Origin of the sequence: Streptomyces yatensis (assembly GCF_018069625.1) — a bacterium.
GTDB lineage: Bacteria > Actinomycetota > Actinomycetes > Streptomycetales > Streptomycetaceae > Streptomyces > Streptomyces yatensis.
Map to the genome: position 1 here is coordinate 4,674,937 of NZ_CP072941.1, position 26,472 is coordinate 4,701,408.

Below are 26,472 nucleotides of genomic sequence, written 5' to 3' on the forward strand. Positions count from 1 at the left end.
TACCTCACTGGGTCACCTCCGTCGCGGGGGCAGTGATCGTGACGACATCACCGGGGCGGGCTCCTAGATCGCGGTGGACACCGCCGCCGACGGAGGCCAGCGGCAGCCAGACCACCCGGTCGGGCATCGGGGTGATGCTCAGCGGCAGTTGGACCGAGCCGGCCGGGCCGCTGACGCGGAGGATCTGGCCGTCCTCGACGCCCGCCTCGCCCGCCGTGGCGGCCGACAGCCGGGCCACGGCCGCGTGACGGGTCCCGGCCAGCGCCGGATCGCCCTCCTGCAGCCGGCCCTGGTCGAGCAGCAGCCGATGGCCGGCGAGTACCGCCTCGCCCTCGGCCGGCCGGGGCAGCGGGCCGCCCGTCTCCAGCGAGGCGGTGGCGCGCGGGCCCTGCCAGGTGCCGAGCCGGGTCATCTCGGCGCGTACGGCCTCGACGTCCGGCAGGCCCAGGGGCGCGTCCAGCGCGTCGGCCAGCATGTGCAGCACCCGGGCGTCCGGCAGCGTATGACGGCGGGTCATCTGATCGGGCTTGAGCGCGGCCTCGAACGGCCGTGCCCGCCCCTCCCAGTTGAGGAAGGTGCCGGACTTCTCGACGACCGCCGCGACCGGCAGCACCACATCGGCCAGCTCGGTGACCTCAGAGGGCCGCTGCTCCAGGCTGACCACGAAGTCCACCGCGTCCAGAGCCTCCAGCGCCCGCGCCGGATCGGGCAGATCGGCGACCTCGACGCCCGCGACCAGCAGCGCGCCGAGCCCGCCGACGGCCGCGGCCTCGATGATCTGGCCGGTGTCCCGGCCCACCTGGTGCGGAAGGTCGTTGGTGCCCCAGACGGCGGAGACCTCCTCGCGGGCCCGCGGGTCATGGGCGGGGCGGCCGCCGGGCAGCAGCCCGGGAAGGGCGCCCGCCTCGATCGCGCCCCGCTCCCCCGCCCGGCGCGGAATCCAGGCGAGGGTGGCCCCGGTGGCGGCGGCGGCCCGTACGGCGGCGGTCAGCCCGCCGGCCACGGACGCCAGCCGCTCGCCCACGATGATCACCGCGCCCTCTTCGCGCAGCGCCTCGGCGGCCCGCTCCCCGCTCTCGTCCAGACCGGTGCGGCCGGCGATGGCGTCCAGCCACTCCGGCTCGGTGCCGGGGGCGGCCGGCAGCAGCAGGCCGCCCGCCTTCTCCAGGCCCCGGGTGGCGTGGGTGGCCAGCGAGAAGGTGCGCTGCCCGTGCTTGCGGTGCGCCTTGCGCAGCCGCAGGAAGACGCCGGGCGACTCCTCCTCGGACTCGAAGCCCACCAGCAGCACGGCCGGGGCCTTCTCCAGCGTGGTGTAGGTGAGTCCGCCGCCGTCCAGGTCACGCCCCCGGCCCGCGATATGGGTGGCCAGGAAGTCGGCCTCCTCATCGCTGTGCGTACGGGCCCGGAAGTCGATGTCGTTGGTGTCCAGGGCGAGCCGCGCGAACTTCGCGTAGGCGTACGCGTCCTCGACGGTCAGCCGGCCGCCGGTGAGCACGCCGGTGCGGCCGCGCGCCATCCCCAGCCCCTCGGCCGCCGCGTCCAGCGCCTCGGGCCAGCTCGCCGGCTCCAGCTTCCCCGTCTCGCGGTCGCGCACCAGCGGCGTGGTGAGCCGCTCGGGCAGCTGCGCGTAGCGGAAGCCGAAGCGGCCCTTGTCGCAGATCCACTCCTCGTTGACCTCGGGGTCGTCCGCCGCCAGCCGCCGCATGACCTTGCCGCGCCGGTGGTCGGTGCGGGTCGCGCAGCCGCCCGCGCAGTGCTCGCACACGCTGGGCGAGGAGACCAGGTCGAAGGGGCGGGAGCGGAAGCGGTACGCCGCCGAGGTCAGGGCGCCCACCGGGCAGACCTGGATGGTGTTGCCGGAGAAGTACGACTCGAACGGGTCGCCCTCGCCGGTGCCCACCTGCTGCAGCGCGCCCCGCTCCAGCAGCTCGATCATCGGGTCGCCCGCGACCTGGTTGGAGAAGCGGGTGCAGCGCGCGCACAGCACACAGCGCTCGCGGTCCAGCAGCACCTGGGCCGAGATCGGGACCGGCTTGGCGAAGGTGCGCTTCTGGCCCTCGAAGCGGCTGTCGGCCTGTCCGGCGCTCATCGCCTGGTTCTGCAGCGGGCATTCACCGCCCTTGTCGCAGACCGGGCAGTCCAGCGGGTGGTTGATCAGCAGCAGCTCCATCACTCCGCGCTGTGCCTTCTCGGCCACCGGGGAGGTGAGCTGCGTCTTGACGACCATCCCGTCGGTGCAGGTGATGGTGCAGGAGGCCATCGGCTTGCGCTGGCCCTCCACCTCGACGATGCACTGGCGGCAGGCACCGGCCGGGTCCAGCAGCGGATGGTCGCAGAACCGCGGGATCTCGATGCCGAGCAGTTCGGCGGCACGGATGACCAGCGTCCCCTTGGGGACCGAGATCTCGATCCCGTCGATGGTGACGGAGACCAGATCCTCTCGCGGCACCGCCGCCTCCCCGCCCGACGAGGGTGCGTTGGTGGTCACGGTCATGCGTTCACCCCCAGGTGAGTGGAGCGCGGCTCGTCGGCCCAGACGGTCGACTTGGCCGGGTCGAACGGACAGCCTCCGCCGGTGATGTGCTGCTCGTACTCCTCGCGGAAGTACTTCAGCGAGGAGAAGATGGGGCTGGCCGCGCCGTCGCCGAGGGCGCAGAAGGACTTGCCGTTGATGTTGTCGGCGATGTCGGCCAGCTTGTCGAGGTCGTCCATGCGCCCCTTGCCGGCCTCCAGGTCGCGCAACAGCTGCACCAGCCAGTACGTGCCCTCGCGGCAGGGTGTGCACTTGCCGCAGGACTCATGCGCGTAGAACTCGGTCCAGCGGGTCACCGCCCGCACCACGCAGGTGGTCTCGTCGAAGCACTGGAGCGCCTTGGTGCCCAGCATCGACCCGGCCGCGCCCACGCCCTCGTAGTCCAGCGGGACGTCCAGGTGCTCCTCGGTGAGCAGCGGGGTGGACGAGCCGCCCGGGGTCCAGAACTTCAGCCGGTGGCCGGGGCGCATCCCGCCGCTCATGTCGAGCAGCTGGCGCAGGGTGATGCCGAGCGGGCCCTCGAACTGTCCGGGGTTGGCCACATGGCCGGACAGCGAGTAGAGCGTGAAGCCCGGGGACTTCTCGCTGCCCATCGAACGGAACCATTCCTTGCCCTTGTTGAGGATCGCGGGAACAGAGGCGATGGATTCGACGTTGTTCACCACAGTGGGGCACGCGTACAGACCGGCGACCGCGGGGAAGGGGGGCCGCAGCCGGGGCTGGCCGCGGCGTCCCTCCAACGAGTCCAGCAGCGCGGTCTCCTCACCACAGATGTACGCGCCGGCGCCCGCGTGCACGGTGATGTCGAGACCGGGAAGTCCGTCCACCCCGAGCTTGTCCCGCCGCCGTTCCGCGGTGCCGAGGTAGCCCGCCTCGTACGCCTCGCGGACGGCCTCGTGCAGCCGCCGCAGCACCGGGACGGTCTCGCCGCGCAGATAGATGAAGGCGTGCTCGGAGCGGATGGCATGACAGGCGATGACCATGCCCTCGATGAGCGAGTGCGGATTGGCGTAGAGAAGGGGGATGTCCTTGCAGGTGCCCGGTTCCGACTCATCGGCGTTGACGACGAGATAGTGCGGCTTGCCGTCGCCCTGCGGAATGAACTGCCACTTCATTCCGGTGGGGAAGCCGGCGCCGCCGCGCCCGCGCAGACCCGCGTCCTTCACCAGCGCGATCACCGCGTCGGGGTCCATGGCGAGGGCCTTGCGCATGCCCTCGTAGCCCTCGTGCCGCAGATAGGTGCGCAGGGTCCAGGAGTTCGGCTGGTCCCAGAAGGCGGAGAGCACGGGTGCCAGCAGCTTCTCGGGGCTGTGCCCATTGATCTCGGTTGTCACGGTCATCACTCCCCCTCCTCGGCGACCGGACCTGCGGGGTGGTGCGGATCGGAGGCGGAGGTCCGCTGCGGCGCGTCATGCGAGCTGGGATGCGTCGGCGGCGCCTCGTCCTGCGGGGCGTCCGCGGACCTCGGCGAGACGACCCGGCCGGGCGCGGCCTCCCCCTTGGCCAGCCGCAGCCCGACCAGCGAGGCGGGGCCCGCGGAGCCACCGGCCTCGACGGCGCCCGGACGGGCGTCGGGGAAGCCGGCCAGGATCCGGGCGGTCTCCTTGTAGGTGCACAGCGGCGCGCCCCGGGTGGGCTCGACGGTCCGGCCCGCCCGCAGATCGTCGACCAGCCCCTTGGCCGACTCGACGGTCTGGTTGTCGAAGAACTCCCAGTTGACCATCACCACGGGGGCGTAGTCGCAGGCCGCGTTGCACTCGATGTGCTCCAGGGTGACCTTGCCGTCCTCGGTGGTCTCCCCGTTGCCCACCCCCAGATGGCTCTGCAGCTCCTCGAAGATCGCGTCGCCGCCCATCACCGCGCACAGGGTGTTGGTGCACACCCCGACCTGGTAGTCGCCGGAGGGCTTGCGCCGGTACATCGTGTAGAAGGTGGCGACGGCGGTGACCTCGGCGGTGGTCAGCCCCAGCACCTCGGCGCAGAACCGCATGCCGGTGCGGGTGACATGGCCCTCCTCGGACTGCACCAGATGCAGCAGCGGCAGCAGCGCGCTGCGGCTGTCCGGGTAGCGGGCGATCACCTCCCGGGCGTCCGCCTCGAGCCGGGCACGTACCTCGGCGGGGTAGTCGGGGGCCGGCAGCTCCGGCATTCCCAGCTGTACGTCTGTCACCGGTCCACTCCTCCCATCACGGGGTCGATGGACGCGACGGCCACGATCACATCGGCGACCTGGCCGCCCTCGCACATCGCCGCCACGGCCTGCAGATTGGTGAAGGACGGGTCGCGGAAGTGGACGCGGAACGGGCGGGTGCCGCCGTCGCTGACCATATGAGCGCCCAGTTCCCCCTTGGGCGACTCGATCGCCGCGTACGTCTGTCCGGGCGGCACCCGGAATCCCTCGGTCACCAGCTTGAAGTGGTGGATCAGGGCCTCCATCGAGGTGCCCATGATGTTCTTGATGTGGTCCAGGGAGTTGCCGAGGCCGTCCGGGCCGAGCGCGAGCTGCGCGGGCCAGGCGATCTTCTTGTCCTCGACCATCACCGGGCCCGGCTCCAGCCGCTCCAGGCACTGCTCGACGATCCGCAGCGACTGGCGCATCTCCTCCAGCCGGATCAGGAAGCGGCCGTAGGCGTCGCAGGTGTCGGCGGTCGGCACCTCGAAGTCGTAGGTCTCATAGCCGCAGTACGGATCGGACTTGCGCAGATCGTGCGGCAGCCCGGTGGCACGCAGTATCGGGCCGGTCACGCCGAGCGCCATGCAGCCCGCGAGGTCGAGATAGCCGACGTCCTGCAGCCGGGCCTTGAAGATCGGGTTCCCGGTGGCGAGCTTGTCGTACTCGGGCAGGTTCTTGCGCATCGTCTTCAGCAGGGCCCGGATCTGGTCGACCGCGCCCGGCGGCAGGTCCTGGGCGAGCCCGCCGGGCCGGATGTACGCGTGGTTCATCCGCAGGCCGGTGACCAGCTCGAAGATGTCCAGGATCAGCTCACGGTCGCGGAAGCCGTAGATCATGATGGTGGTCGCGCCGAGCTCCATACCGCCGGTGGCGATGGCCACCAGATGCGAGGAGAGCCGGTTGAGCTCCATCAGCAGCACCCGGATCACCGAGGCCCGGTCCGGGATCTGGTCCTCGATGCCGAGCAGCTTCTCGACGCCCAGGCAGTACGCCGCCTCGTTGTAGAAGGGCGTCAGATAGTCCATGCGCGTGACGAAGGTGGTGCCCTGCGTCCAGTTCCGGAATTCGAGGTTCTTCTCGATTCCGGTGTGCAGATAACCGATTCCGCAGCGGGCCTCGGTGACCGTCTCGCCGTCGATCTCCAGGATCAGCCGGAGCACCCCGTGGGTGGAGGGGTGCTGCGGACCCATGTTGACGATGATCCGCTCGTCGTCGGCCTTCGCCGCGGCGGCCACGACCTCGTCCCAGTCGCCGCCGGTGACGGTGTAGACGGTGCCTTCGGTGGTCTCGCGCGCGGAGGCCGAGGGCGTTGCATTCGGGGCAGTCATCAGCTGTACGACCTCCGCTGGTCCGGAGCAGGGATCTGGGCGCCCTTGTACTCGACGGGGATGCCGCCGAGCGGGTAGTCCTTGCGTTGCGGGAAGCCCTGCCAGTCGTCGGGCATCATGATCCGCGTCAGCGCGGGATGACCGTCGAAGATCAGGCCGAAGAAGTCGTAGGTCTCCCGCTCATGCCAGTCGTTGGTCGGATAGACATCGACGATCGACGGGATGTGCGGATCGCTGTCGGGGGCGCTCACCTCCAGCCGGACCACCCGGCCGTGGGTGAGCGACCGCAGGTGGTAGACGGCGTGCAGCTCACGGCCCTTGTCGCCGGGGAAGTGCACCCCGCTGACGCCGGTGCACAGCTCGAAGCGGAGCGCCGGGTCGTCGCGCAGGGTCCGGGCGACCCGCGGCAGGTGCTCACGGGCGATGTGGAAGGTCAGCTCACCGCGGTCCACGACGGTCTTCTCGATCGCGTTCTCCGGGAGCAGCGACTGCTCCTCGAGCGCGCCCTCGAGTTCGTCGGCGACCTCGTCGAACCAGCCCCCGTACGGCCGGGTGGCCTGGCCGGGCAGCCGTACGGGGCGCACCAGCCCGCCGTAGCCGGTGGTGTCGCCGCCGTTGTTGGCGCCGAACATCCCGCGCTGGACGCGGATGGGCTCGCCCTGGTCGCCGCGGCGGCCGGGGAGGTTCTCAGCGTTGAGGTCCTTGTCCGGGTTGACCCCGTTGTCCCCGGGATTGACCCCATTAGCCTCAGTCAACGCCTTTCCCCTCCGTTCGCTTCTCCGCCCACGAGGCGCAGAGGTGCGGCCTTCGTCGCCATCTGCGGCCCGGTGGCCTCGTGTGCGTCGCTCACCGAAGAAGCCCCTTCATCTCGATCATCGGCAGCGCCTTGAGCGCCGCCTCCTCCGCCTCACGGGCCGCACGCTCGCGATTGACGCCGAGCTTCTCCTCGCGGATCTTCTGGTGCAGCTTGAGGATCGAGTCCATGAGCATCTCGGGGCGCGGCGGACAGCCGGGCAGATAGATGTCGACCGGGACGATGTGATCGACGCCCTGCACGATCGCGTAGTTGTTGAACATCCCCCCGGAGGAGGCGCAGACGCCCATGGAGATGACCCACTTCGGGTTCGGCATCTGGTCGTAAACCTGGCGCAATACCGGGGCCATCTTCTGGCTGACCCGCCCGGCGACGATCATCAGGTCGGCCTGGCGGGGCGAGCCGCGGAAGACCTCCATGCCGAAGCGCGCGAGGTCGTAGCGCCCGGCACCCGTGGTCATCATTTCGATGGCGCAACAGGCCAGCCCGAAGGTGGCCGGGAAGACGGAGGACTTACGGGCCAGCCCGGCGGCCTGTTCCACGGTGGTGAGCAGGAACCCACTCGGGAGCTTCTCTTCGATACCCATGCGATGTATCCCCTATCTCCTCTTGAGCCCCTTTAGTCCCACTCCAGGCCGCCGCGCCGCCATACGTAGGCGTAGGCCACGAAGACGGTGAGCACGAAGAGGAGCATCTCCACGAGCCCGAACAGGCCGAGGGCGTCGAAGGTGACGGCCCAGGGGTAGAGGAAGACGATCTCGATGTCGAAGACGATGAAGAGCATCGCCGTCAGGTAGTACTTGATGGGGAAGCGCCCACCGCCGGACGGATGCGGAGTCGGCTCGATGCCGCACTCATAGGCCTCGAGCTTGGCCCGGTTGTAGCGCTTGGGGCCGATGATCGCGGCCATGAGCACCGAGAAGATCGCAAAACCTGCCCCGAGGGCTCCCAGTACGAGGATGGGCGCGTATGCGTTCACCGTCCTCGCTCCCTTCAGTCGACGATGACTGCTTGGCGGACCGCACGGACATGCCGGTCACCCCACGAAGATCGCGCACATGTGAGGCAGTTCACAAGCCCGTTTCGCCTGCATCCTATGCCCGTCGGTCTGTGATCTGCGACACGGGGTACGACAACGTCTTTGTGATCTCCACCACCTGACGAAGGATCATGAAGTCGGATGAGCGGTGATCTTGTACGTGAAGCATCCGAACGACCACGAGAAGTGACATTCGGAGACGTCATCACAGGTGAGCGCGTTGCGCCCCTACCAAGACATGGTACATACATGCAAATTTGCAGTGGACTTTGTCGGCTGATATGCGTCCACCACTCTCATGAGTGACCCCCGTCCCGGACGTCGATCGATCACGGGCCGATCACCGATTGATCACCGGTTCGCGCACGCGTTCACGAGCGGCTCGGAGCGAGTGAGGTATCCCACGCCGGGACCGGTTGTGGATCTAGATTTCCCGGGAACCCTTTGTACGTGGGCCGCATCAGTGGTAGATCGCCCGCAGACACCGCATGGCCGCCAAATGCCGTGCGTAGAGACATGATCGAGACATTCGGGCATGGCTGCCGACGGGGCCACGAAGATCGTTTGGTCCGATTTCTGGGCGTGTGCACGTCAAATGTGGCGCACCCCACTTTTGTTGATCTGGGCCTTAGGGCCCTGGTAGCCAAGGACCTATGTCCCCAGTCGCACACATACCCAGCCACCGGAAGCCCCGCCGTGCCGCGTCCACGCGTGCACTCCGCGCAGGGATGACCGGTGGCTTCCTCACCCTCGCGGTGGCCGGTGCCGCCGTGCCCGCCTCCGCCGCGGAGTCCAACGCCGCCCCGGCCGAGTCCACCCTGGAAATGCCGACCGTGAGCGCCACGCTGGCGAGCACGGCCGCCCAGACCGCGGACGCCACCCAGCAGGCCGCATCCGACTACGAGCTCCAGGCACAGCAGGAGCAGGCGGCCGCCCACGCGAAGGTCGCCGCCAAGAAGGCCAAGGCGGAGGCCGACCGTAAGGCGAAGGAAGCCCGGGAGGCAGCTCGTAAGGCGGCCGCCAAGCGTGCGGCCGAGGCCAAGGCCCAGGCGGCGAAGGCGTCGCGCTCCGCCGAGCGCACCACGCTGTCCACCACCAGCGTCGGCAACGCCACCGGCAACGCCGCCACCCTGATCAGCTTCCTGAAGGCGCAGCTGGGCAAGGCGTATGTGCTCGGCTCCAGCGGTCCGTCCTCCTACGACTGCTCCGGGCTGACCCAGGCCGCCTTCAAGCAGGTCGGCGTGAGCCTGCCGCGGGTCTCCCAGGACCAGTCCACCACCGGCACCCCGGTCTCGCTGGACTCCCTGCAGCCGGGCGACCTGCTCTACTGGGGCAGCGCGGGCAGCGCGTACCACGTCGGCGTCTACGTCGGCGGCGGCAACTTCATCGGCGCCCAGAACTCCAGCACCGGGATCGTCGAGCGCCCGCTGGACTACGACATGCCCACCGGAGCCGTGCGCGTCCTGTAAGGCGCACCTCCCAGTAAGGCGCACCTCCCGACATACGGGCCTGGGGCCGCCGTTCCCACCGCGGACGGCGGCCTCACGACCCCCTCGCGCGCCTACTGCGCGTAGACCTTCTCCAGGAACTCGCCGAGAAGGTCGTCACTGAGGTGGTGCGCCAGATCCGCCTCGGAGATCATTCCGACCAGCCGCTTGTTCTGGTCGATCACCGGCAGCCTGCGGATCTTGTGCTCCTCCATCTCCCGCAGGACGTCGGTGACATCGGCGTCGGCGGGAATCCAGCGCGGAGTGCCCTCGGTGAGCTGCCCGACGGGCGTCCGGGACGGATCGCAGTTCTCCGCGATGCAGCCGACGACGATGTCGCGGTCGGTGACGATGCCGCACAGCCGCTCGTTGCTGTCGCTGACCGGCAGGGCCCCCACGCCCAGGTCCCGCATCATCTGGGCGGCACGCAGCACCGACTCGTTCTCCGGAATCCACTGCGCGCCCGGGTGCATGATGTCCGCTGCCTTCGTCATGGTGTACCTCCTGCCAGGCCCACCGGCGGTGGAACCGGCCCTGTGAGCCCCATCGATCCGGCGTCGCCGCGGCTGGCGCGCACGGCGCCCCCTGTCTTCATTGTCACCACCGCCCCACCGCGACGTCATGTCGAGCCCGGCGGCGGCTGTCGGTGCCCGGTGCCAGACTGAGTAACGAGGCAATCCCGGCCAGAAGGAGGCAATCGCCCGCAGAACTCCCCTGCGTCTTCGCGCCCGACCGTCGAAGGAGCGCCCATGCTCACCACCGATTACGTCCCCGGCGCGCCCAACTGGCTCGATCTGGGCGCCCCCGACACCGAAGCGGCCGCGGCCTTCTACGGCTCCCTGATGGGCTGGCGCTTCGAGTCGGCCGGCCCCGAGGCGGGCGGGTACGGCTTCTTCACCCTGGACCGCAAGACCGTCGCGGCCGTCGGGCCGCTCACCGAGGAGGGCGCACGGCCCGCCTGGACGCCGTACTTCCACACCCCTGACGCCGAGGCGACCGCGAAGACCGTCGAGCAGGCGGGCGGCACGGTGCGGCTCGCTCCGTTCGACGTCTTCGAGGAGGGGCGGATGGCCCAGTTCACCGACCCGGGCGGGGCCCGCTTCGCCATCTGGCAGCCCGGCAGGACGGCCGGACTGGACGCGGTCAACGACCCCGGCACCCTGTGCTGGACCGAGCTCCACTCCCCCGATCCCCCCAGGGACCTGGCCTTCTACCGCAAGGTCTTCGGCTGGGACACCGAGGAGATGTCCTTCCCCGGCGGGTCGTACACGGTGCTGATGACCACCGGCGCCGGCCGGGAGGGCTCCTTCGGCGGCGTCGCCCAGCTCCAGGAGGGGCATTCGACACCGCCGCAGTGGCTGCCGTACTTCGAGGTGGCGGACTGCGACGCGGTGGTGGCCAAGGGGCAGGACCTGGGCGGTTCGGTGCTGATGCCGGCCATGTCGGCCGAGGGGATCGGCCGGATGGCCTGGCTGGCGGATGTGGTCCGGGCGCCGTTCGGCGTCATCGCGAGCGGCGGCCCGGGGGCCTAGCCGCCGGGCCGCCGGACGTGCACACGAGCGGGGCGTCCGGACACGGGCACGCGGCCGGGGCGTCCGGACGGGCCGTCAGGCTCGCGGGGTCACCTTGGTGAGGCCGTTGATGATGCGGTCCATCGCGTCGCCGCCCGTCGGATCCGTCAGATTCGCCAGCAGCTTCAGGGTGAACCGCATCAGCATCGGATGCGTCAGCCCGCGCTGCGCCGCCAGCTTCATGACCTTCGGATTGCCGATCAGCTTCACGAACGCCCGGCCCAGCGTGTAGTAGCCGCCGTAGGTGTCCTTGAGGACCTTCGGGTAGCGCTGGAGGGCCAGTTCGCGCTGGGGGGCGGTGGCGCGGGCATGGGCCTGCACGATCACGTCCGCGGCGATCTGCCCGGATTCCATCGCATAGGCGATGCCCTCGCCGTTGAACGGGTTGACCATGCCGCCCGCGTCACCGACCAGCAGCAGCCCGCGGGTGTAGTGCGGCTGCCGGTTGAAGGCCATCGGGAGCGCGGCGCCGCGGATCGGGCCGGTCATGTTCTCCGGGGTGTAGCCCCAGTCCTCCGGCATCGAGGCGCACCACGCCTTGAGGATCTCGCGCCAGTCGAGCTCCTTGAAGGAGGACGAGGTGTTGAGGACGCCCAGGCCCACATTGCTCGTGCCGTCGCCCATGCCGAAGATCCAGCCGTAGCCGGGCAGCAGCCGGTCCTCCGCCCCGCGCCGGTCCCACAACTCCAGCCAGGACTCGAGGTAGTCGTCGTCATGGCGGGGCGAGGTGAAGTACGTCCGCACGGCGACGCCCATCGGACGGTCCTCGCGCCGGTGCAGCCCCATGGCGAGCGAGAGCCGGGTGGAGTTGCCGTCGGCGGCGACCACCAGGGGCGCGTGGAAGGTGACGGGCGTCTTCTCCTCGCCCAGCTTCGCGTGGACCCCGGTGATCCGGCCGGTGCGGTCGTCGGTGATCGGGGCGCCCACATTGCAGCGCTCGTACAGCCGGGCCCCGGCCTTCTGCGCCTGCCGCGCCAGCTGCTCGTCGAAGTCGTCGCGCTTACGGACCAGGCCGTAGTTGGGGTACGCGGCCAGCTCCGGCCAGTCGAGCTGCAGCCGCACCCCGCCCGCGATGATCCGCAGACCCCGGTTGCGCAGCCAGCCCGCCTCCTCGGAGATGTCGATGCCCATGGCCACGAGCTGCTTGGTGGCGCGCGGGGTCAGGCCGTCACCGCACACCTTCTCGCGCGGAAAGGCCGTCTTCTCCAGCAGCAGCACATCAAGCCCCGCCTTGGCGAGGTGGTAGGCGGTGGTGGAGCCGGCCGGTCCGGCGCCGACGACGATCACATCGGCGCTGCGCTCCGAGATCCCAAAGGACGCGCTCTCGGTGGGTGCGGTCTCGCTCACGCGGGGTCTCCCCAAGCCTCGGTAACGGCGTGCCGGTCACGCCGGGCACTGGACACCTTGCAGTCTATGTGGGGCGAAACTCCGGCACTCGCGAAGGGGCGCGAAGGGCAGCAAGGTGCCGTCCCCGACGGCCCGGCCGGGGACCGCCCATGGCCGCCTTACGGCTCGTACGGCCGCCTTACGGCGCGTATGCCGCGTTCGTGGCCGCCTTACGGCTTGTACGCCCGGTGGAGGGCCACCACGCCGCCGGTGAGGTTGCGCCAGGCCGGCCGCTCCCAGCCCGCCGACCGCAGCCGGGCGGCGAGCCGGGGCTGGTCCGGCCAGGCGCGGATGGACTCGGCGAGGTAGACATACGCGTCCGGGTTGCTGCTGACCGAGGTCGCGATCGGCGGCAGCGCGCGCATCAGATACTCGCTGTAGACCGTGCGGAACGGCTCCCATGTGGGGTGGCTGAACTCGCAGATGACGACCCGTCCGCCGGGCCGGGTCACCCGCAGCATCTCGCGCAGCGCCCCCTGCGTGTCCTGGATGTTGCGCAGCCCGAAGGAGATCGTGACGGCGTCGAAGACCCCGTCCGCGAAGGGCAGCCGGGTGGCGTCGCCCGCCGTCAGCGGCAGCCGCGGATGGCGCTTCTTGCCCTCCCGGAGCATCCCGAGCGAGAAGTCGCACGGCACCACGTACGCGCCCGCCGCCTGGAAGGGCAGCGAGGACGTCCCCGTACCGGCGGCGAGGTCGAGCACCCGCTCACCGGCGCGCGCGTCCACGGCCCGGGCGACCGCCTTGCGCCACAGCCGGGCCTGCCCGAGCGACAGCACATCGTTGGTGAGGTCGTATTTGGCCGCCACGCCGTCGAACATGGCGGCGACTTCGTGCGGCTGCTTGTCCAGGGATGCTCGGCTCACGCCCCCATTGTTCACCTCCCGCGCCCCGCACCCCCGCCCGGGGCCCGGCGTGCCTCAGCGGCGCCGGTGCACCAGCCGCCCCGCCACCACCGTGGCCAGGCACGCGCCGTCCGCGTCGAAGACGGCCAGGTCCGCGCGGCCCGCCGGGGTCAGGACGGGCGGCCGGGGCCGGTCCAGGACGGCGATACCGCCCCGGTGGGCGGCCGCGAGCAGCTCGGCATCCCCGAGGTGGTGCGCGAGGACGGCGGTCGCGCCCCGCCGCAGCAGGGCGTGGATCCGCTCCCGCGGGCTGGGCGCGTCCGGCACCGGGCCCTCGTGGACCAGGGCCGGGCCGAGCTCCCCGGGCCACTCCCGCACCCGGGCCCGCGGATAGCTCCGCCGCAGCTCCTCCAGGGGGCCGATGGCGGCGATGCGGTCGCCGTCGACCGCGACGGCGGCGTCGTGCAGCGGCGCCGCGTCGTCGGGGGTGTGCCGGACGACGGGCGCCGCGTGGAGCGTGAGCATCAGGACGCCTGGATCACCGTCAGCTCGGGGTGGGCCGTGCCACCGTCGATCGCCGTCGAGGACAGATGCGAGACGACGTGGTCGTCGACCGGGTCGTTCGCCGGGTCGTCGTGCACCACCAGGTGCTCGTACGTCGTGGCGCGCTGCGCGGGGACCCGGCCGGCCGCGCGGATGAGGTGGAGCAGCTCCATCCGGTTCGAGCGGTGGCGGGCGCCGGCCGAGGAGACCACGTTCTCCTCCAGCATCACCGAGCCGAGGTCGTCCGCCCCGTAGTGCAGGGCCAGCTGGCCGGCCTCCTTGCCGACGGTCAGCCAGGAACCCTGGATATGGGCGACGTTGTCGAGGAAGAGCCGGGCGATGGCGATCATCCGCAGGTACTCGAAGACGGTCGCCTGCGTCTGGCCCTTCAGGTGGTTGTTCTCGGGCTGGTAGGTGTACGGGATGAAGGCGCGGAAGCCGCCCGTACGGTCCTGCACATCGCGGATCATGCGGATGTGCTCGATGCGCTCGGCGTTGGTCTCGCCGGTGCCCATCAGCATGGTGGAGGTGGACTCCACGCCGAGGTTATGGGCGATCTCCATGATCTCCAGCCAGCGCTCGCCGGACTCCTTGAGCGGTGCGATGGCCTTGCGCGGCCGCTCGGGCAGCAGCTCGGCGCCCGCGCCCGCGAAGGAGTCGAGACCGGCCGCGTGGATCCGGCGGATGGCCTCCTCGGCCGAGACGCCCGAGATCCGCGCCATGTGCTCGACCTCGGACGCCCCCAGCGAGTGGATCACCAGCTGCGGGAACGCCTTCTTGATGGCCGAGAAGTGCTTCTCGTAGTACTCCACGCCGTAGTCCGGGTGGTGGCCGCCCTGGAACATGATCTGCGTGCCGCCCAGCTCGACGGTCTCCGCGCAGCGCCGCAGGATGTCGTCGAGATCGCGGCTCCAGCCCTTCGCGGTGTCCTTCGGCGCGGCGTAGAAGGCGCAGAACTTGCACGCCGTCACGCAGACGTTGGTGTAGTTGATGTTCCGTTCGATGATGTACGTCGCGATGTGCTCGGTGCCGGCGTAGCGACGGCGGCGGACCGCGTCGGCGGCGGCCCCCAGCGCGTGCAGCGGAGCCGAGCGGTAAAGGTCGAGCGCCTCTTGTGGGGTGATCCGACCCCCGTCGGCGGCGCGGTCGAGGACTACCTGCACCTCTGCGTTTGCGGTCACCGGGGCGTACCTTTCGGAGGTTTATGGGTGGACCGACCCAGCGTACGCCAGCGCTTGTACGCCTGTACGAGTACGTGGCGGGCACATCAGTGCACCCCCGCCCCCGCTCATTCGAGCTTGCGCAGAGTGCCCGTGGGGTCACCCGCCTGCTGGTCCTTCGCCTTGTAGCTGAGCGCGCCGTCGGAGGTGAGGGTGAACCGCTCGTCCGTCGAGGCGTCGCTGCACCCCTGCTGGGGCTGGGAGCCCTTCAGGCGCGCGTCGAGGTGGAGTTGTTTCGGGGCCGCCGAGACCAGCTTCCAGGTGCTGTCGCAGCGCAGCACCGACAGCTTGACCCGGCCGCTGGCGACGTCCTGCCCGGTCCGCCCCTGCCGGAAGGTGATGGTCAAGGTGCCCACCGGGATGCCCGAGTCGGAGGTCAGATCGCCCTGCCAGGTGCCGAGGAACGCCTTGGGCACGGCACCCTTCCCGGAGCCGGAGCCGGGGCCGTCGGGAGCGCCGTCTCCCGGGTTCCGCTCGGTGGCGGAGGGGCGGGGGTCCGCGGCGCCCTGATCGTTGCTGTCGGCCGAGCCGCCGGGCAGCACCTTGAAGAGCACGGCGGCGGTCGTCGCCACGGCCAGCGCGCCCGCGACGGACAGCACCAGCGTGCAGCTCAGCGCCTTGGGGCGCTTCTTACCGCCGACGGCGGCGGAGAGCGCGACACTGCGGCCGCCCGGTGTCGACGACGGGGAGGGAAGCGGGGGCCCGGCCGGCCGGTCCTTCGGGGGCAGCCCGTTGGCGTACGACGGGTCGGGCGGGCCGAAAGCTCCCAGCAGGGGTGAGGCCGGGGCCGGGGTGGGCGGCGGGCTCGGGGCGTCCTCGGCGGGCGGCTGGGTGGTGGACGGCCCCATGGCGGGCGGCACTGTGTCGGACGGCTCTATGGCAGGCGGCCCTATGGCGGGCCGTTCGGCCACCGGCGGCAGGGCCACGGCCTCCGCCTCCAGGTCGAGCAGCTCCACCACCTGCCGGCTCACCCGCTCGACCAGCGCCCCCGGCAGCCAGCCCGGCCGGGCGAGCCCAGAGGCGCCGTCCTCCGGGGCGAGGCGCCGTACGATCCGCTCGGGGGTGGGGCGGTCGGCCGGGTTCTTGGCGAGGCAGGCGGCGACCAGGTCGCGCAGGTCCCCGGTCAGCTCGGGGCCGAGCTTGGGCTCGTCGTGCACCACCTTGTAGAGCAGCGCGGCCGAAGTGTCGCCCGGGAACGGCGGCTTGCCGGTCGCCGCGTACGCCAGCACCGCGCCCAGGGAGAAGACATCGGCCGCGCCCTCGACGCCCTCGCCCAGGATCTGCTCGGGCGCCATATAGCCGGGCGAGCCGATGGAGGCGCCGGTCGAGGTCAGCGAGACCGTGCCCTCGGTGGCCCGGGCGATGCCGAAGTCGATCAGACGCGGACCGGCGAGCGCGAGCAGCACATTGGACGGCTTGACGTCGCGGTGGACCAGGCCGAGGGCGTGCACCGCGGCCAGGGCCTCGGCGAGCCCCGCACCCAGGGCCCGCACCGCCGATTCGGGCAACGGCCCCTCGTCGGACACGGCCTGGTTGAGCGGAGGGCCCGCCACATAGCCGGTGGCCACCCACGGAATGCGTGCCTCCGGGTCGGCGTCCAGGACCGGCGCGGTGAAGGCGCCGCCGACCCGGCGCGCGGCGTCGACCTCGCGCCGGAAGCGGGCGCGGAACTCCTCGTCCAGCGCGAAATGGGCGTGCACGACCTTCACCGCTACCGTGCGCCCGCCCGCGCTGCGTCCCACAAAGACCCGGCCCATGCCGCCCGAACCGAGCCGTCCGAGCAGCCGGTACGCGCCGATGACCTGCGGATCGTCCGCTGCCAGCGGATCCATCGCGTTGCCTCCCCCTCCGTGCGCCGATCCAGCTTAGGGGGTGTTCCCGCCATCCACGCAGGTCGGTGCGGCCCGGAAAGGACAGGTCGGCCCGGGTCGGGCGGCTCAGTTCAGCTCAGGTCGGCTGGGGTCAGGTCAGCAGATCGACCCGGACGTCCGCCGGGTATCCCGTCGTCGGACCCGTCAGGCGGGCGAACTCCGCGATGCCCCGCAGCTGCTCCGCGCCGAGGCTGAAGTCGAGGGTGGTGAAGTAGCGCTCCAGCACCGACGCCTCGAGCTGCTCCCAGCGCGCCGCCTGCTCGGCGACCTTGCCGACCTCCTCCAGGGAGACGTTCCGCGACTCCAGGAACGCCTGGTGCACGCCCCGGACGATCTCCGGCTCCCGCTCCAGGTACTCGCGGCGGGCCGCCCATACCGCGAAGACAAAGGGGAGCCCGGTCCACTCCTTCCACATCTGCCCCAGGTCGTGGACCTGGAGGCCGAGCCGGGGCGCGTCGTGGAGATTGGCCCGCAGCGCGGCGTCGCCGATCAGCACCGCCGCCTCGGCCTCCTGCATCATCAGGCTGAGGTCGGGCGGGCAGGTGTAGTAGTCGGGCGTGAGCCCGTACCGCTCGGCGAGCAGCAGCTGAGCCAGGCGTACGGAGGTGCGCGAGGCGGAACCGAGTGCGATGCGCGCCCCGTTCAGCTGCTCCAGCGGCAGCTGTGAGACGATCACGCAGGACATCACGGGCCCGTCGCAGCCCACCGCGATGTCGGGGAGCGCGACGAGATCGTCCGCATTGCGCAGATACTCCACCAGGCTGATCGGGCCGATGTCGAGATCGCCACGGACCAGCAGGTCGTTGAGGGCGTCGGGAGATGCCTTGGTGAGCTCGAAATCCAGGAGGGATCCGGTCCTGGCGAGGCCCCAGTACAACGGCATGCAATTGAGGTACTGGATGTGCCCCACTTTTGGCCGGCTGAGCCGATGACCGACAGGGGGCCTGATGCTTTCGGAGGCGTCCTGGGTACTCCGCGAGGGGGAACTCGGTGAATTGTCCACGTCTCGGAGGCTAGCCCCGCTCGCCCCCGGGAATGGCGGCGGGGTGGTCGGCGAGCCTTGCGCTGACTGACCGGTAAGCGCTCGACCTGCGATCTTATCCATCCTGGAAGCCAGGGAAACCCCTCGTTTTCGTGATCTTCGGCTCTTTCCTCGTGCACACGGAGCGTGCTAGGCTCGCCGCAAGTTGCAGTTTGGTTTCCTTGCAGTACAGAGCCTGCGGAGCATGTAACCGCAGGCTTTTGTAGTTTTCAGACTTCTTGCAGGTTCTGGAGCAGGGCAACCCTTTGGCCCAAGGAGGGCTTATGGCTACCGGAACCGTCAAGTGGTTCAACGCCGAGAAGGGCTTCGGCTTCATCGCCCAAGACGGCGGCGGCCCCGATGTCTTCGTTCACTACTCCGCGATCAACGCGACCGGCTTCCGTTCTCTTGAGGAGAACCAGGCCGTGACCTTCGACGTCACTCAGGGTCCGAAGGGCCCCCAGGCGGAGAACGTCAGCCCCGTCTGATCAAGTAGCACCACCTAAGGAGCCCTGCTCCCCGCCTGGCGGGAAGCGGGGCTCCTGCCTTTTCCGCCTCTTCTCCGCCCTTTCTGGCCTTCCGCCTTTCCCGGAGCCTCGCGGGGACGGTCAGTCCTCCAGCAGCCGGAAGTCGGCGAAGTCGAAGCCCGGGGAGACCACACAGCTCACCAGGACCTCCTCGTCCGCCACCGGACGGGCCGACTGCCAGGTGCCCGGCGGGACGACGACCTGGGGCCGCTGGCCGGCGGCGATATCGGGACCCAGGACCAGCTCCGTGGGGGCCGCCTCCGGGCCGTCGCCCGTACCGCCCAGCCGGAGCCGCAGCGGGCCGCCGCTGTGCCACAGCCACAGTTCGGCCGAGCGCACCACATGCCAGCGGGACTCCTCACCGGGAGTCAGCAGGAAGTAGATCGCCGTGGCCGACGCGCGCTCGCCCTCGTACCCCGGCGGCCGCACCGTGACATCGCTTCGCCAGGTCTCCCGGTACCAGCCGCCCTCCGGATGGGGCTCCAGGCCGAGCCATTCGGCTGTCGCGGGCCGCCGGGTCGTGGTCATGTCCCTCACCGCTCTCACAGGTCCGTCCGGGCCGTCGAGGATAGCCCGTAAGGCGCTCACGCCATCGTCGACTCAAGGCACTCACCCGGCATGAAGGGGTTCGCGCCGCCCTTAAGGTGCTCACGCCGTGTAGGGGGCCGGCGACGCACCGCTGACGCAACGCCCCGATCGGGCTACGGTTTTGACCATGGGGCGCGGGCGGCGGACGGTGACGGTGCACCATGTGCGGGCCGCGCTGCGCGGTGCGCAGCGGCTCGGCCTCGACACCGTCCCCCTGCTGCAACGGGCCCGGATACCCCCGCTGCTGCTCACCGACGACCGCGCCCGCGTCTCCCCCGAGCAGTTCGCCCGGCTGGTGCGTGCCCTGCACCGGGCCACCGGGGACGAGTTCCTGGGGCTGGGGACCATCCGCAGCCGCCCCGGCACCTTCGCGATGATGTGCTACGCCTCGCTGGGCTGCCCCGACCTCGGCACGGCGGTGGAGCGCGGGGCCCGCTTCTACCGGCTCTTCCCGGGCGGACCCAATCTGGCCCTGGAACGCGGCGCGGGCCGCGGCCGGGAGGCGGTGTTCGCCCTGCGCGGCGGGCTGGGCCCGCATGCGGACGGCCTTACGGCGGCCGAGCACCACATCGTGGCCGAATGGCTGATGCTCATCTGGCACCGGCTCGCCGGCTGGCTGATCGGTCGCCGCATCCCGCTGCTGTGGGCCCAGTTCGCCTATCCCCCGCCCCCGTACGCCGACGACTACGAGCCGCTCTTCGGCTGCCCGCCCCGCTTCGGCGCCCCGCGCACCGCGGCCGGTTTCGACCGCCGCTGGCTGACCGCCCCCGTCGTCCAGGACGAGTCCACGCTCCAGACGCTGCTGCGGTACGCGCCCGCCGGGCTGCTCAGCCGCCGCGCCTACGCGACGACCGTGGCCGAGCAGGTGCGGCACGCGCTCACCGGGGCGCTGCGGGCGCGCGGCGGCCCGGCGATGAGCCCACGCGGCCGACGCACCGCGCGGCTCCCGGAGCTTCCCGAGGTGGCCGCCCGGCTGGCGGTCAGTCCGGCGACGCTGCGGCGGCGGCTGCGCGAGGAGGGCACGTCCTTCCAGAAGCTCAAGGACACCGTGCGGCGTGACGAGGCGGTCAGCAGCCTGGCCGAGGGGGCCGAGCCCATCGCCGACCTGTCCGCCCGGCTGGGCTTTTCCGAGGACACGGCGTTCCACCGGGCGTTCCGACGCTGGACCGGGTCAACTCCGGGCGCATACCGACATGAGACATGGAGTCAGCAAAACTGAGCGCCGCGGTCAGCCACAGACATTCCGCCCGTCCTTACGGTCCTCCCACAGCGACTCGGCACCACCAGAGCGCACCGCACCGTTGGGAGAGCCGTATGCGCATCCGCACCACCGTGCTCGCCGCCCTCACCGCACTGGCCCTGGCCTCGGCGCCGCCCGCCGCCGCGGCCGTATCGGGCGCCCCGGCCGACGGCACCGGCAGAGCCGGCGACATCGTCACCTCCGCCCCCACCGCCTTCCGGACGCTGCCCGGGGTGCCGACCGCGACCAGGGCATGGCACATCACCTACCGCTCGACCACCGCCACCGGCCGCCCCGACGTCGTCTCCGGCACGGTCGTCGTCCCCGACGACGGCAAGCCGGGCCCCCGGCCGCTCCTCACCTGGGGCATCGGCGCCGTCGGCCTCTCCGACGACTGCGCGGTCTCCGGCCGGTTCCCGCAGGGCACCTCGACCGAGGCCCAGCTGATCGACCTCGCGCTGCGCCGCGGCTGGGCCGTCGCCGTCACCGACTACGAGGGGCTGGGCACCCCGGGCGACCACACCTATACGGCCGGCCGGTCCGAGGGCCATGCCGTCCTGGACGCGGCGCGCGCCGCCCAGCGCCTTCCGGAGGCCGGGCTCTCACCGGAGGCTCCCGTCGGCATCATGGGCTACTCCCAGGGCGGCCAGGCGGCCGGCTGGGCCGCCGAACTGCACGCCTCGTACGCCCCCGAGCTGCGGCTGAAGGGCACGGCCGCCGGAGGCGTGCCCGCCGATCTCCCCACGACGCTCGCCCACAACGACGGTGGAGCCGGTGCCGGACTCGCCCTGATGGCGCTCGCCGGACAGGACGCCGCCTTCCCCGCGCTGCGGCTCGACGCGTACCTCAACGACCGGGGCCGCGGCTATGCGGACTTCATGAAGCGGAACTGCGTGGCCCTCAGCACCATCGCCGGGCTCTTCCAGCACCTGTCCGAGGTGACCGTAAGGGATCCGCTGGCCGACCCGGCCTGGCAACTCGCGCTGCGCACCTCGTACTTGGGCACCCGCGCCCCGGACCGCCCCGTCTACCTCTACCAGGGCCTGGTGGACGAGCTGATCCCGTACCGGGTCGGCGAGGCGCTGCGCACCCGCTGGTGCGCCCGGGGCGTTCCGGTGCAGTGGCGCGACTATCCGCTCGACCATGTCACCACGGCGCTGACCGGGATCCCGGCGGCCCTGGACTGGATGGCCGGACGGCTGGCGGACGAACCGACGCGGGGCACCTGCACCGCCTGACGCCCACCCGACGCCACACCGGCCCACCGCTCAGCTGAATCCGCATCTCACCCGACCCGGTCGGGCGACCATCCCGTCCCCTGGAGCAGATTCCCCAGCCCGGCCCAGGCGAAGTTCATCAGGGTGGCCGCGGCCTCCTTGGCCGAGTGCCCGCCCGCTCTCCCGTCCCCCGCCCAGTCCGCGAGCGATTCGGCCGCGCCCACCAGCGCGTGCGCGAGCCCGGACACCTCGGTGCCCGCGAGGGTCCGGGCGCGCGCCGTGCCGCGGGCGTGCTCCCGCGCCGCGGCCCCGATCAGCTGCGTCACGAACTCCACGATCTCCGCCCGCATCGCGGCCACTTCGCGCGCGTAGGGCTGCCCATGCGTACGGGCCTGCACATGCAACAGCGTCCAGCCGTCGGGATGTTCGGCCGCATGGGCGAAGAAGCCGCTCAGCCCGCTCCACAACTGCCGGTCGGCGGGCGCGTCCCGCTCCACGGCGGCGCGCACCGCGGTCACCAGCGCCGCGGCCTCCCGCCGTATGCACGCCGTGAACAGCTCTTCCTTGGAGTTGAGATAGAGATAGACCAGCGGTTTGGAAACCCCGGCCAGCTCGGCGATGTCGTCCATCGAGGCGTTGCGATAGCCGCTGCGCGCGAAGGCCCGCACCCCCGCATCCAGCATCTGCTGCTCCCGCACCGCCCGTGGTACGCGCTTGCTCCCCGTCGCCCCGCCCACGCAGGCCGCCCCCTTCGATCGTGCCCCCGCACACATATCGGGTTAAGCCTACGTGGGACCGCTGTCGGCGCTCTTGCCACGGCCGCCGGTCGACATCAAAGTTTCAACTGACCACGCACCGTGCCCCGTTCAGCTCCATACGCAGCACCGCGAAGGAGAACGAACGATGCCGAACCGCCGCAGAGCCGTCGCCGCACTCGCCGCGCTGGCCGCCGCACCGCTCCTGGCGACCACCGCCGAAGCCCGCTCCCCGGAGCCCGGCCCCTCGAAGGCCCCGAAGGCCCTTCCGCCGGAAGCCCTTGCCGGACGCCGGACGCCCGCCCGCGCCCGCCTCATCGCCGCGGACCGCGTCGGCGAACGCGTCCTCGACCTGACGATCGACTCCCCCGCCCTGGGCCGCGAGGGCCATGCCCGCGTCCTCCTCCCCACCGGCTACGACCGCCGCCCCCACCACCGCTGGCCCGTCCTCTACCTGCTCCACGGCTGCTGCGACCCGGGCCCCGGCTGGGAGGCGTGGACCCGCAACACCGATGTCGAGGCCATCACCGCGGACGTCCCGGCCCTGATCGTCTCCCCCGAGGGCGGCCCCGTCGGCTTCTACTCCAACTGGTGGAACGGCGGCCACTACGGCCCGCCCGCCTGGGAGACCTTCCACCTGGCCGAGCTGCGCCCCCTCCTGGAGCGCGCCCTGCGGGCCAACGGCCGCCGGGCGATCGCCGGCCTGTCCATGGGCGGCTTCGGCGCCCTGTCCTACGCCGCCCGCCACCCCCGCCTGTTCCGCGCGGCGGCGTCCTTCAGCGGTGTCGTCCACACCACCCTGGACCCGGCCGGCATCCAGGGCATCCTCACGGGCCAGGGCGCCGACCCGACGGCCCTGTGGGGAGACCCCGCCGCCCAGTCCGCGCTCTGGGACGCCCACAACCCGTACGCCCTCATCCCCCGGCTCCCCCGCGGCTATCCGCTCTACCTGGCCTGCGGCAACGGCACCCCCGGCCCCCTCGACCCCCCGGGCCGCCCCGAGGACGCCCTGGAGCGCGGCCTCGGCGAGATGGCCCAGCGCTATGTGCGCCGCGCCCGCGCCCACGGACTGGCCGTCACCGCCCACCTCTACGGCCCCGGCACCCACACCTGGCCCTACTGGGAGCGCGAGCTCACCCGCGCCCTGCCCCTCCTCACCGGCCCGCTCGCCTGACGCCGGGGTTTGCTACGGTCGAGAACACCCGACGAGACGCGCCGTACCGGGCCCCGCAAAGACGACGCACCCCGTAACGAGAGACTTCACGGAGGTGCCGTCATGGCCTGGGTCCTGCTGCTCATCGCCGGACTGTTCGAGATCTGCTGGTCGATCGGCATGAAGCTGAGCGACGGCTTCACCCGGCTGTGGCCCAGCGTGTTCACCGTCGCCGGTCTGATCGTGAGCATGGGGCTGCTGAGCGTGGCGGTCAAAAGCCTGCCCATCGGCACGGCCTACGGCGTCTGGGTCGGCATCGGCGCCGTAGGCACCGCGCTGCTCGGCATGCTCCTCTTCCAGGAACCGGTCACCCCGGCCCGGATCCTCTTCCTGCTCCTGCTGGTGGTGGCCATCGTGGGCCTGGAGGCCACGGCGGGCGCGTGAACACCCCAGTTGTGAGAGAACACGGCCCTCAGCTGGAGCTCCCGGGGCGGCGAAGCAGGTAGCCGGAAACTGGGCCGAGGTTCTCCTCATCCATCGAATAATGGTCCGACCAGTGACGCTGCTCAAGTGGCGCGAGTAGGGCCTCTATGGTGCACGACCACCCTTGGCACACGCCGCGCAGAAACAAACCGAAGAGATCGCCGGACATGCGCCACCAGAATTTCTGCCACGTAAGCGTGCGCTGGTGGCGCGCGTGCTCGTATTCGGAGTCGCGATTCAGGATGTCCGGAAACATGTCATATATCGGCGACACATAACCCGTTTGTCGAATCACGACCCAATGGTCGGGGAGTTGTACGTCCTGACCCGACACGTAGTGGAAGATGTGCGGCGGACTCGGTCGCCAGCTCAAAGGAACCCACGATATAAAGACTTCGTTGCGTTGCTCCACCCAGGCACTTATGTCGGCAGGGCGGAGCAAGCCCTGCGTGGTGATAGCGAAAGCGACGTCATCGGCCAGGAACCCGAGGGTCCTGTAAAAAGTGTAGGCCAGATCGAGCTGAATCAAGTCACCGAAGTGCTTGGAATCACGAAGCCATTGCTCCTGGGCGCGCATCCAGCGCCTGACCTGCTCCCGGTCGGCAACCAAGTTCACCTTGTCCCGCGAAGCCCGACTGGGTTCGCCAGCAAGGTATCCCGCGAAGGCCATCGTGTCATCAGCCCGGAAGCCATTTACTGTGACGATTCCACGCAAGTCACCCTGCGCATAGGAGAAAAGATTATTCCAGATCGTGGCCAGACCAATGCGCCGGCCCGAATCGTCCAGCAGTTCGGCCGCCCGTTCGACGAAATGATCGCGCAACCGGAGACGCTGCTCCTCCCGCCCGACCTGCCAACTTTCCGCCAGAGGCGGGTACAAACGGTCGAAGACCTCATCGGGTGCACCTGTGGCCAAGGCAAAGGGTGCAAGGACGTGAGGATTGACTACATCGGGTTCCCAGATACGAATAGGGACCGCGTTTTCCAATACCAATCGCTGGATCACTTGCAGGAGCCGGTCATCACTGGTTCTGCGAAACAGTCCTTGGGCGTCATAAGGATTTTCCTTCAGCGTGACGCGCACAGTTGTGCCTAGTGAGGCTCGCGTCTGCGCAGGTAAAGGCATCAGGAGTGGCCGCCGGGAGGAACTCTCGAAGGAGAGACGACGGGCATCTGACATGGAGGCATCGTAGCGGCGGGTGATCAACTCGACTTGATCACCCAGCAAAAAGACAGAGAAGAAGCCGATACCGAACCGTCCATTGGGCTGAAATCCCCCGCTCGCCAGGCCAGGAAGCCGACTGCGGACCCGGGTCGAACTCCAGCCGCTGGTGCCGAAGTCAAGCAGGCCGTGGACGAGAGCCTCTTCGTCCATGCCCACCCCGTTGTCACTGATCTCCAAGCACCAAGAGTCGCTATTTTCGGTGAGACGAACATCAACGCGCCCGTCAGTGAAGTCAGGCTCCAGTGCGCAGCGGGCCAGTACAGCGTCCTGAGCGTTCTGAATCAGCTCGCGTACGGCCACCTCGAGTTCCTTGCCGTACAGTTGCTCACCACCCAGAGTCCCGACCAGGGCGGGGACGTCCGTGACCTTGACCACCGCGTCGATCGGCCGCCAGTCCGACACAGGGAAGAGCTCAGCGAAGCGCTCGGGGGAGTCGACTCCGGCCACCGCGCGGGCTGCGAGCCGACTGCGGCCGAGGTCATGGAGGAGGGCATCCACCTTCTTGAGCTCCTCGTCGATGCCGCGCAAATAGTCGAGGGCCAACCACCAAGCAGCGGCATCGTCGGAGGAGAAAGGGCGCAGCGATGTATAGGTGATCCGGTCGCCGTGCAAGTGCGGACGGCTGACGTGTTCCTGGAAACGCCAGTGCTGCCGGGCAATTCCTTGCGGTTTACGTAAAGCAAAGAGAAACGTGGGGGCCCGACGGCTGTCGATCTGAGCTGCGTCGGCGAGCCTCAGGATACTGGCCAGTTTCAGTGGTTCGATAATCCACTCTGCCGGCTGCCAGGGCAGGGACCCTTTCGCCTGGCGAAACCGGTCGGCGAGCATATGCACCGGCCACCAGTGGCTGGCTGCCAGATCTCCAATCAGCGGACCATAGGCTTCGCGGAGCTGGAGGTCCTGGATAAGATAGATCTCGTTGCCTGTGGAGGACCGCCATGGCTGGTCCACCAGCCGCAGGGCCTGCTCCGCATGAGTCTCCCGGATCGCGGTCGCCAAGCACACTTCCGCGATCTCGGCAGGCGGTGCGTCCAGTTTCTCTTGATCCGGCCAACATCCATGCTGTTGGAAATAGGCTACGGACACCAGATCACGCCACCGCTGTTCACCAAACGCAGAAGGCACACTCATCCCATACGCGGCCGCCCCCATCGCAGCATCATGCAACACGAAGGCGCAGCCCAGTACGTATGCCTCCGCTGGATTCAGTGCAACCTGATCACCGCACATGAGACTGGCCGTCTCCCACAGCGCGTCCACGTGACTGATGTCATGCACAGTAAAATCGGGCAGACTGCGCGCGTTTTCGGAAAGGAGCACCGCTGCCGTGTCTCTCAGTGCCATATAAGACACGCGGAGCCGCTCACGTTGACTGCGATGATCATCTGCACGCGAGCGCGCAGCGAGAGTCTTCTGCCAGAGAGATGTGCTGACGTAGTCGTACTCAGGCACTGTA

The 26,472-nt window shown here is 70.2% G+C and carries 24 protein-coding genes and 1 riboswitch; of the genes, 7 read left to right on the plus strand and 17 right to left on the minus strand.

The window, feature by feature from the left end:
* Positions 1-4 precede the first annotated feature (4 nt).
* From J8403_RS19340 to J8403_RS19370, 7 genes are all read right to left on the minus strand, one after another.
* Positions 5-2,494, minus strand: a complete 2,490-nt coding sequence (locus J8403_RS19340) for an NADH-quinone oxidoreductase subunit G (protein WP_211124278.1) — start codon at positions 2,492-2,494, stop codon at positions 5-7.
* Positions 2,491-3,873 carry an NADH-quinone oxidoreductase subunit NuoF gene (nuoF, locus tag J8403_RS19345; protein ID WP_211124279.1) on the minus strand — a complete coding sequence of 461 codons (1,383 nt, stop codon included), beginning with the start codon at positions 3,871-3,873 and terminating at the stop codon, positions 2,491-2,493. The genes J8403_RS19340 and nuoF overlap by 4 nt, the downstream gene beginning before the upstream one ends.
* Positions 3,873-4,682: an NADH-quinone oxidoreductase subunit NuoE gene (gene nuoE / locus J8403_RS19350; RefSeq protein WP_059145046.1), complete on the minus strand. Its 810-nt coding sequence runs from the start codon at positions 4,680-4,682 to the stop codon at positions 3,873-3,875. Before nuoE ends, nuoF begins: the two co-directional genes overlap by 1 nt.
* 17 nt (positions 4,683-4,699) lie before the next feature.
* On the minus strand, positions 4,700-6,034 hold the full coding sequence (locus J8403_RS19355) for an NADH-quinone oxidoreductase subunit D (protein ID WP_211124280.1): 1,335 nt from the start codon (positions 6,032-6,034) through the stop codon (positions 4,700-4,702).
* Entirely contained in the window at positions 6,034-6,789 is a 756-nt protein-coding gene (locus tag J8403_RS19360; protein ID WP_211124281.1) for an NADH-quinone oxidoreductase subunit C, read from the minus strand. Before J8403_RS19360 ends, J8403_RS19355 begins: the two co-directional genes overlap by 1 nt.
* A gap of 91 nt (positions 6,790-6,880) precedes the next feature.
* Positions 6,881-7,435: a NuoB/complex I 20 kDa subunit family protein gene (locus J8403_RS19365; RefSeq protein ID WP_093463764.1), complete on the minus strand. Its 555-nt coding sequence runs from the start codon at positions 7,433-7,435 to the stop codon at positions 6,881-6,883.
* Between the two features lie 32 nt (positions 7,436-7,467).
* On the minus strand, positions 7,468-7,827 hold the full coding sequence (locus tag J8403_RS19370; RefSeq protein ID WP_014054062.1) for an NADH-quinone oxidoreductase subunit A: 360 nt from the start codon (positions 7,825-7,827) through the stop codon (positions 7,468-7,470).
* A gap of 713 nt (positions 7,828-8,540) precedes the next feature.
* On the opposite strand from J8403_RS19370, the gene J8403_RS19375 reads away from it, so the two are divergent.
* Entirely contained in the window at positions 8,541-9,356 is an 816-nt protein-coding gene (locus J8403_RS19375) for a C40 family peptidase (RefSeq protein WP_211124282.1), read from the plus strand.
* Positions 9,357-9,448: 92 nt separating this feature from the next.
* On the opposite strand, the gene J8403_RS19380 is transcribed toward J8403_RS19375, so the two are convergent.
* On the minus strand, positions 9,449-9,868 hold the full coding sequence (locus tag J8403_RS19380; RefSeq protein WP_014054060.1) for a CBS domain-containing protein: 420 nt from the start codon (positions 9,866-9,868) through the stop codon (positions 9,449-9,451).
* Positions 9,869-10,123: 255 nt separating this feature from the next.
* Here J8403_RS19380 and J8403_RS19385 point away from each other — a divergent pair, with 255 nt between their 5' ends.
* Positions 10,124-10,906 (plus strand): VOC family protein, encoded by a 783-nt coding sequence (locus tag J8403_RS19385; RefSeq protein WP_211124283.1) that lies wholly within the window; start codon positions 10,124-10,126, stop codon positions 10,904-10,906.
* Between the two features lie 75 nt (positions 10,907-10,981).
* Here the strand turns inward: J8403_RS19385 and J8403_RS19390 are convergent, their stop codons facing one another.
* The 6 genes from J8403_RS19390 to J8403_RS19415 all read right to left on the minus strand — a co-directional run bounded on the left by J8403_RS19390 (position 10,982) and on the right by J8403_RS19415 (position 17,756).
* Positions 10,982-12,292 (minus strand): geranylgeranyl reductase family protein, encoded by a 1,311-nt coding sequence (locus tag J8403_RS19390; RefSeq protein WP_211124284.1) that lies wholly within the window; start codon positions 12,290-12,292, stop codon positions 10,982-10,984.
* 209 nt (positions 12,293-12,501) lie between these two features.
* Positions 12,502-13,194 carry a demethylmenaquinone methyltransferase gene (locus J8403_RS19395; protein ID WP_211124285.1) on the minus strand — a complete coding sequence of 231 codons (693 nt, stop codon included), beginning with the start codon at positions 13,192-13,194 and terminating at the stop codon, positions 12,502-12,504.
* Positions 13,195-13,248: 54 nt separating this feature from the next.
* Positions 13,249-13,698: an imidazolonepropionase-like domain-containing protein gene (locus J8403_RS19400; protein ID WP_211124286.1), complete on the minus strand. Its 450-nt coding sequence runs from the start codon at positions 13,696-13,698 to the stop codon at positions 13,249-13,251.
* On the minus strand, positions 13,698-14,897 hold the full coding sequence (gene mqnC, locus J8403_RS19405) for a cyclic dehypoxanthinyl futalosine synthase (RefSeq protein ID WP_093463758.1): 1,200 nt from the start codon (positions 14,895-14,897) through the stop codon (positions 13,698-13,700). The genes J8403_RS19400 and mqnC overlap by 1 nt, the downstream gene beginning before the upstream one ends.
* A gap of 107 nt (positions 14,898-15,004) precedes the next feature.
* A complete protein-coding gene (locus J8403_RS19410) occupies positions 15,005-16,768 on the minus strand; it encodes a serine/threonine-protein kinase (protein WP_211124287.1) in 1,764 nt (587 codons plus the stop codon).
* A gap of 130 nt (positions 16,769-16,898) precedes the next feature.
* Positions 16,899-17,756, minus strand: a complete 858-nt coding sequence (locus J8403_RS19415) for a menaquinone biosynthetic enzyme MqnA/MqnD family protein (protein WP_211128330.1) — start codon at positions 17,754-17,756, stop codon at positions 16,899-16,901.
* A 356-nt stretch (positions 17,757-18,112) separates the two neighbouring features.
* On the opposite strand from J8403_RS19415, the gene J8403_RS19420 reads away from it, so the two are divergent.
* Complete coding sequence (locus tag J8403_RS19420) at positions 18,113-18,316, plus strand: cold-shock protein (RefSeq protein WP_014054052.1); 204 nt, start codon at positions 18,113-18,115, stop codon at positions 18,314-18,316.
* 120 nt (positions 18,317-18,436) lie between these two features.
* Here J8403_RS19420 and J8403_RS19425 read toward each other — a convergent pair whose 3' ends face one another.
* Positions 18,437-18,883: a cupin domain-containing protein gene (locus J8403_RS19425; RefSeq protein ID WP_211124288.1), complete on the minus strand. Its 447-nt coding sequence runs from the start codon at positions 18,881-18,883 to the stop codon at positions 18,437-18,439.
* Positions 18,884-19,070: 187 nt separating this feature from the next.
* Here J8403_RS19425 and J8403_RS19430 point away from each other — a divergent pair, with 187 nt between their 5' ends.
* Together J8403_RS19430 and J8403_RS19435 are read left to right on the plus strand one after the other, a co-directional pair.
* Complete coding sequence (locus J8403_RS19430; protein WP_211124289.1) at positions 19,071-20,162, plus strand: AraC family transcriptional regulator; 1,092 nt, start codon at positions 19,071-19,073, stop codon at positions 20,160-20,162.
* A gap of 95 nt (positions 20,163-20,257) precedes the next feature.
* On the plus strand, positions 20,258-21,421 hold the full coding sequence (locus tag J8403_RS19435; protein ID WP_211124290.1) for a lipase family protein: 1,164 nt from the start codon (positions 20,258-20,260) through the stop codon (positions 21,419-21,421).
* Positions 21,422-21,468: 47 nt separating this feature from the next.
* On the opposite strand, the gene J8403_RS19440 is transcribed toward J8403_RS19435, so the two are convergent.
* Complete coding sequence (locus tag J8403_RS19440) at positions 21,469-22,083, minus strand: TetR/AcrR family transcriptional regulator (RefSeq protein WP_246586351.1); 615 nt, start codon at positions 22,081-22,083, stop codon at positions 21,469-21,471.
* 220 nt (positions 22,084-22,303) lie between these two features.
* Between J8403_RS19440 and J8403_RS19445 the strand changes: the two genes are divergently transcribed.
* Both J8403_RS19445 and J8403_RS19450 read left to right on the plus strand, forming a co-directional pair.
* Positions 22,304-23,329, plus strand: coding sequence for an alpha/beta hydrolase (locus J8403_RS19445; RefSeq protein ID WP_211124292.1), 1,026 nt, complete (start codon positions 22,304-22,306; stop codon positions 23,327-23,329).
* A 5-nt stretch (positions 23,330-23,334) separates the two neighbouring features.
* Positions 23,335-23,400, plus strand: a riboswitch (guanidine-III (ykkC-III) riboswitch).
* Positions 23,401-23,431: 31 nt separating this feature from the next.
* Positions 23,432-23,752: a DMT family transporter gene (locus tag J8403_RS19450; protein ID WP_211124293.1), complete on the plus strand. Its 321-nt coding sequence runs from the start codon at positions 23,432-23,434 to the stop codon at positions 23,750-23,752.
* A gap of 28 nt (positions 23,753-23,780) precedes the next feature.
* Here the strand turns inward: J8403_RS19450 and J8403_RS19455 are convergent, their stop codons facing one another.
* A complete protein-coding gene (locus tag J8403_RS19455; protein ID WP_211124294.1) occupies positions 23,781-26,468 on the minus strand; it encodes an HD domain-containing protein in 2,688 nt (895 codons plus the stop codon).
* Positions 26,469-26,472: the final 4 nt, after the last annotated feature.

Bases quoted from the DNA above. Each gene is read 5' to 3' on its own strand.
- J8403_RS19445 (WP_211124292.1), top strand. From the start codon at position 22,304: ATGCCGAACCGCCGCAGAGCCGTCGCCGCACTCGCCGCGCTGGCCGCC.
- J8403_RS19425 (WP_211124288.1), bottom strand. From the start codon at position 18,883: ATGACCACGACCCGGCGGCCCGCGACAGCCGAATGGCTCGGCCTGGAG.
- J8403_RS19420 (WP_014054052.1), top strand. From the start codon at position 18,113: ATGGCTACCGGAACCGTCAAGTGGTTCAACGCCGAGAAGGGCTTCGGC.
- J8403_RS19355 (WP_211124280.1), bottom strand. From the start codon at position 6,034: ATGACTGCCCCGAATGCAACGCCCTCGGCCTCCGCGCGCGAGACCACC.
- nuoF (WP_211124279.1), bottom strand. From the start codon at position 3,873: ATGACCGTGACAACCGAGATCAATGGGCACAGCCCCGAGAAGCTGCTG.
- J8403_RS19435 (WP_211124290.1), top strand. From the start codon at position 20,258: ATGCGCATCCGCACCACCGTGCTCGCCGCCCTCACCGCACTGGCCCTG.
- J8403_RS19380 (WP_014054060.1), bottom strand. From the start codon at position 9,868: ATGACGAAGGCAGCGGACATCATGCACCCGGGCGCGCAGTGGATTCCG.
- J8403_RS19385 (WP_211124283.1), top strand. From the start codon at position 10,124: ATGCTCACCACCGATTACGTCCCCGGCGCGCCCAACTGGCTCGATCTG.
- J8403_RS19365 (WP_093463764.1), bottom strand. From the start codon at position 7,435: ATGGGTATCGAAGAGAAGCTCCCGAGTGGGTTCCTGCTCACCACCGTG.
- J8403_RS19375 (WP_211124282.1), top strand. From the start codon at position 8,541: ATGTCCCCAGTCGCACACATACCCAGCCACCGGAAGCCCCGCCGTGCC.
- J8403_RS19440 (WP_246586351.1), bottom strand. From the start codon at position 22,083: ATGCTGGATGCGGGGGTGCGGGCCTTCGCGCGCAGCGGCTATCGCAAC.
- J8403_RS19450 (WP_211124293.1), top strand. From the start codon at position 23,432: ATGGCCTGGGTCCTGCTGCTCATCGCCGGACTGTTCGAGATCTGCTGG.
- nuoE (WP_059145046.1), bottom strand. From the start codon at position 4,682: ATGCCGGAGCTGCCGGCCCCCGACTACCCCGCCGAGGTACGTGCCCGG.
- J8403_RS19410 (WP_211124287.1), bottom strand. From the start codon at position 16,768: ATGGATCCGCTGGCAGCGGACGATCCGCAGGTCATCGGCGCGTACCGG.
- J8403_RS19400 (WP_211124286.1), bottom strand. From the start codon at position 13,698: ATGCTCACGCTCCACGCGGCGCCCGTCGTCCGGCACACCCCCGACGAC.
- J8403_RS19340 (WP_211124278.1), bottom strand. From the start codon at position 2,494: ATGACCGTGACCACCAACGCACCCTCGTCGGGCGGGGAGGCGGCGGTG.
- J8403_RS19430 (WP_211124289.1), top strand. From the start codon at position 19,071: ATGGGGCGCGGGCGGCGGACGGTGACGGTGCACCATGTGCGGGCCGCG.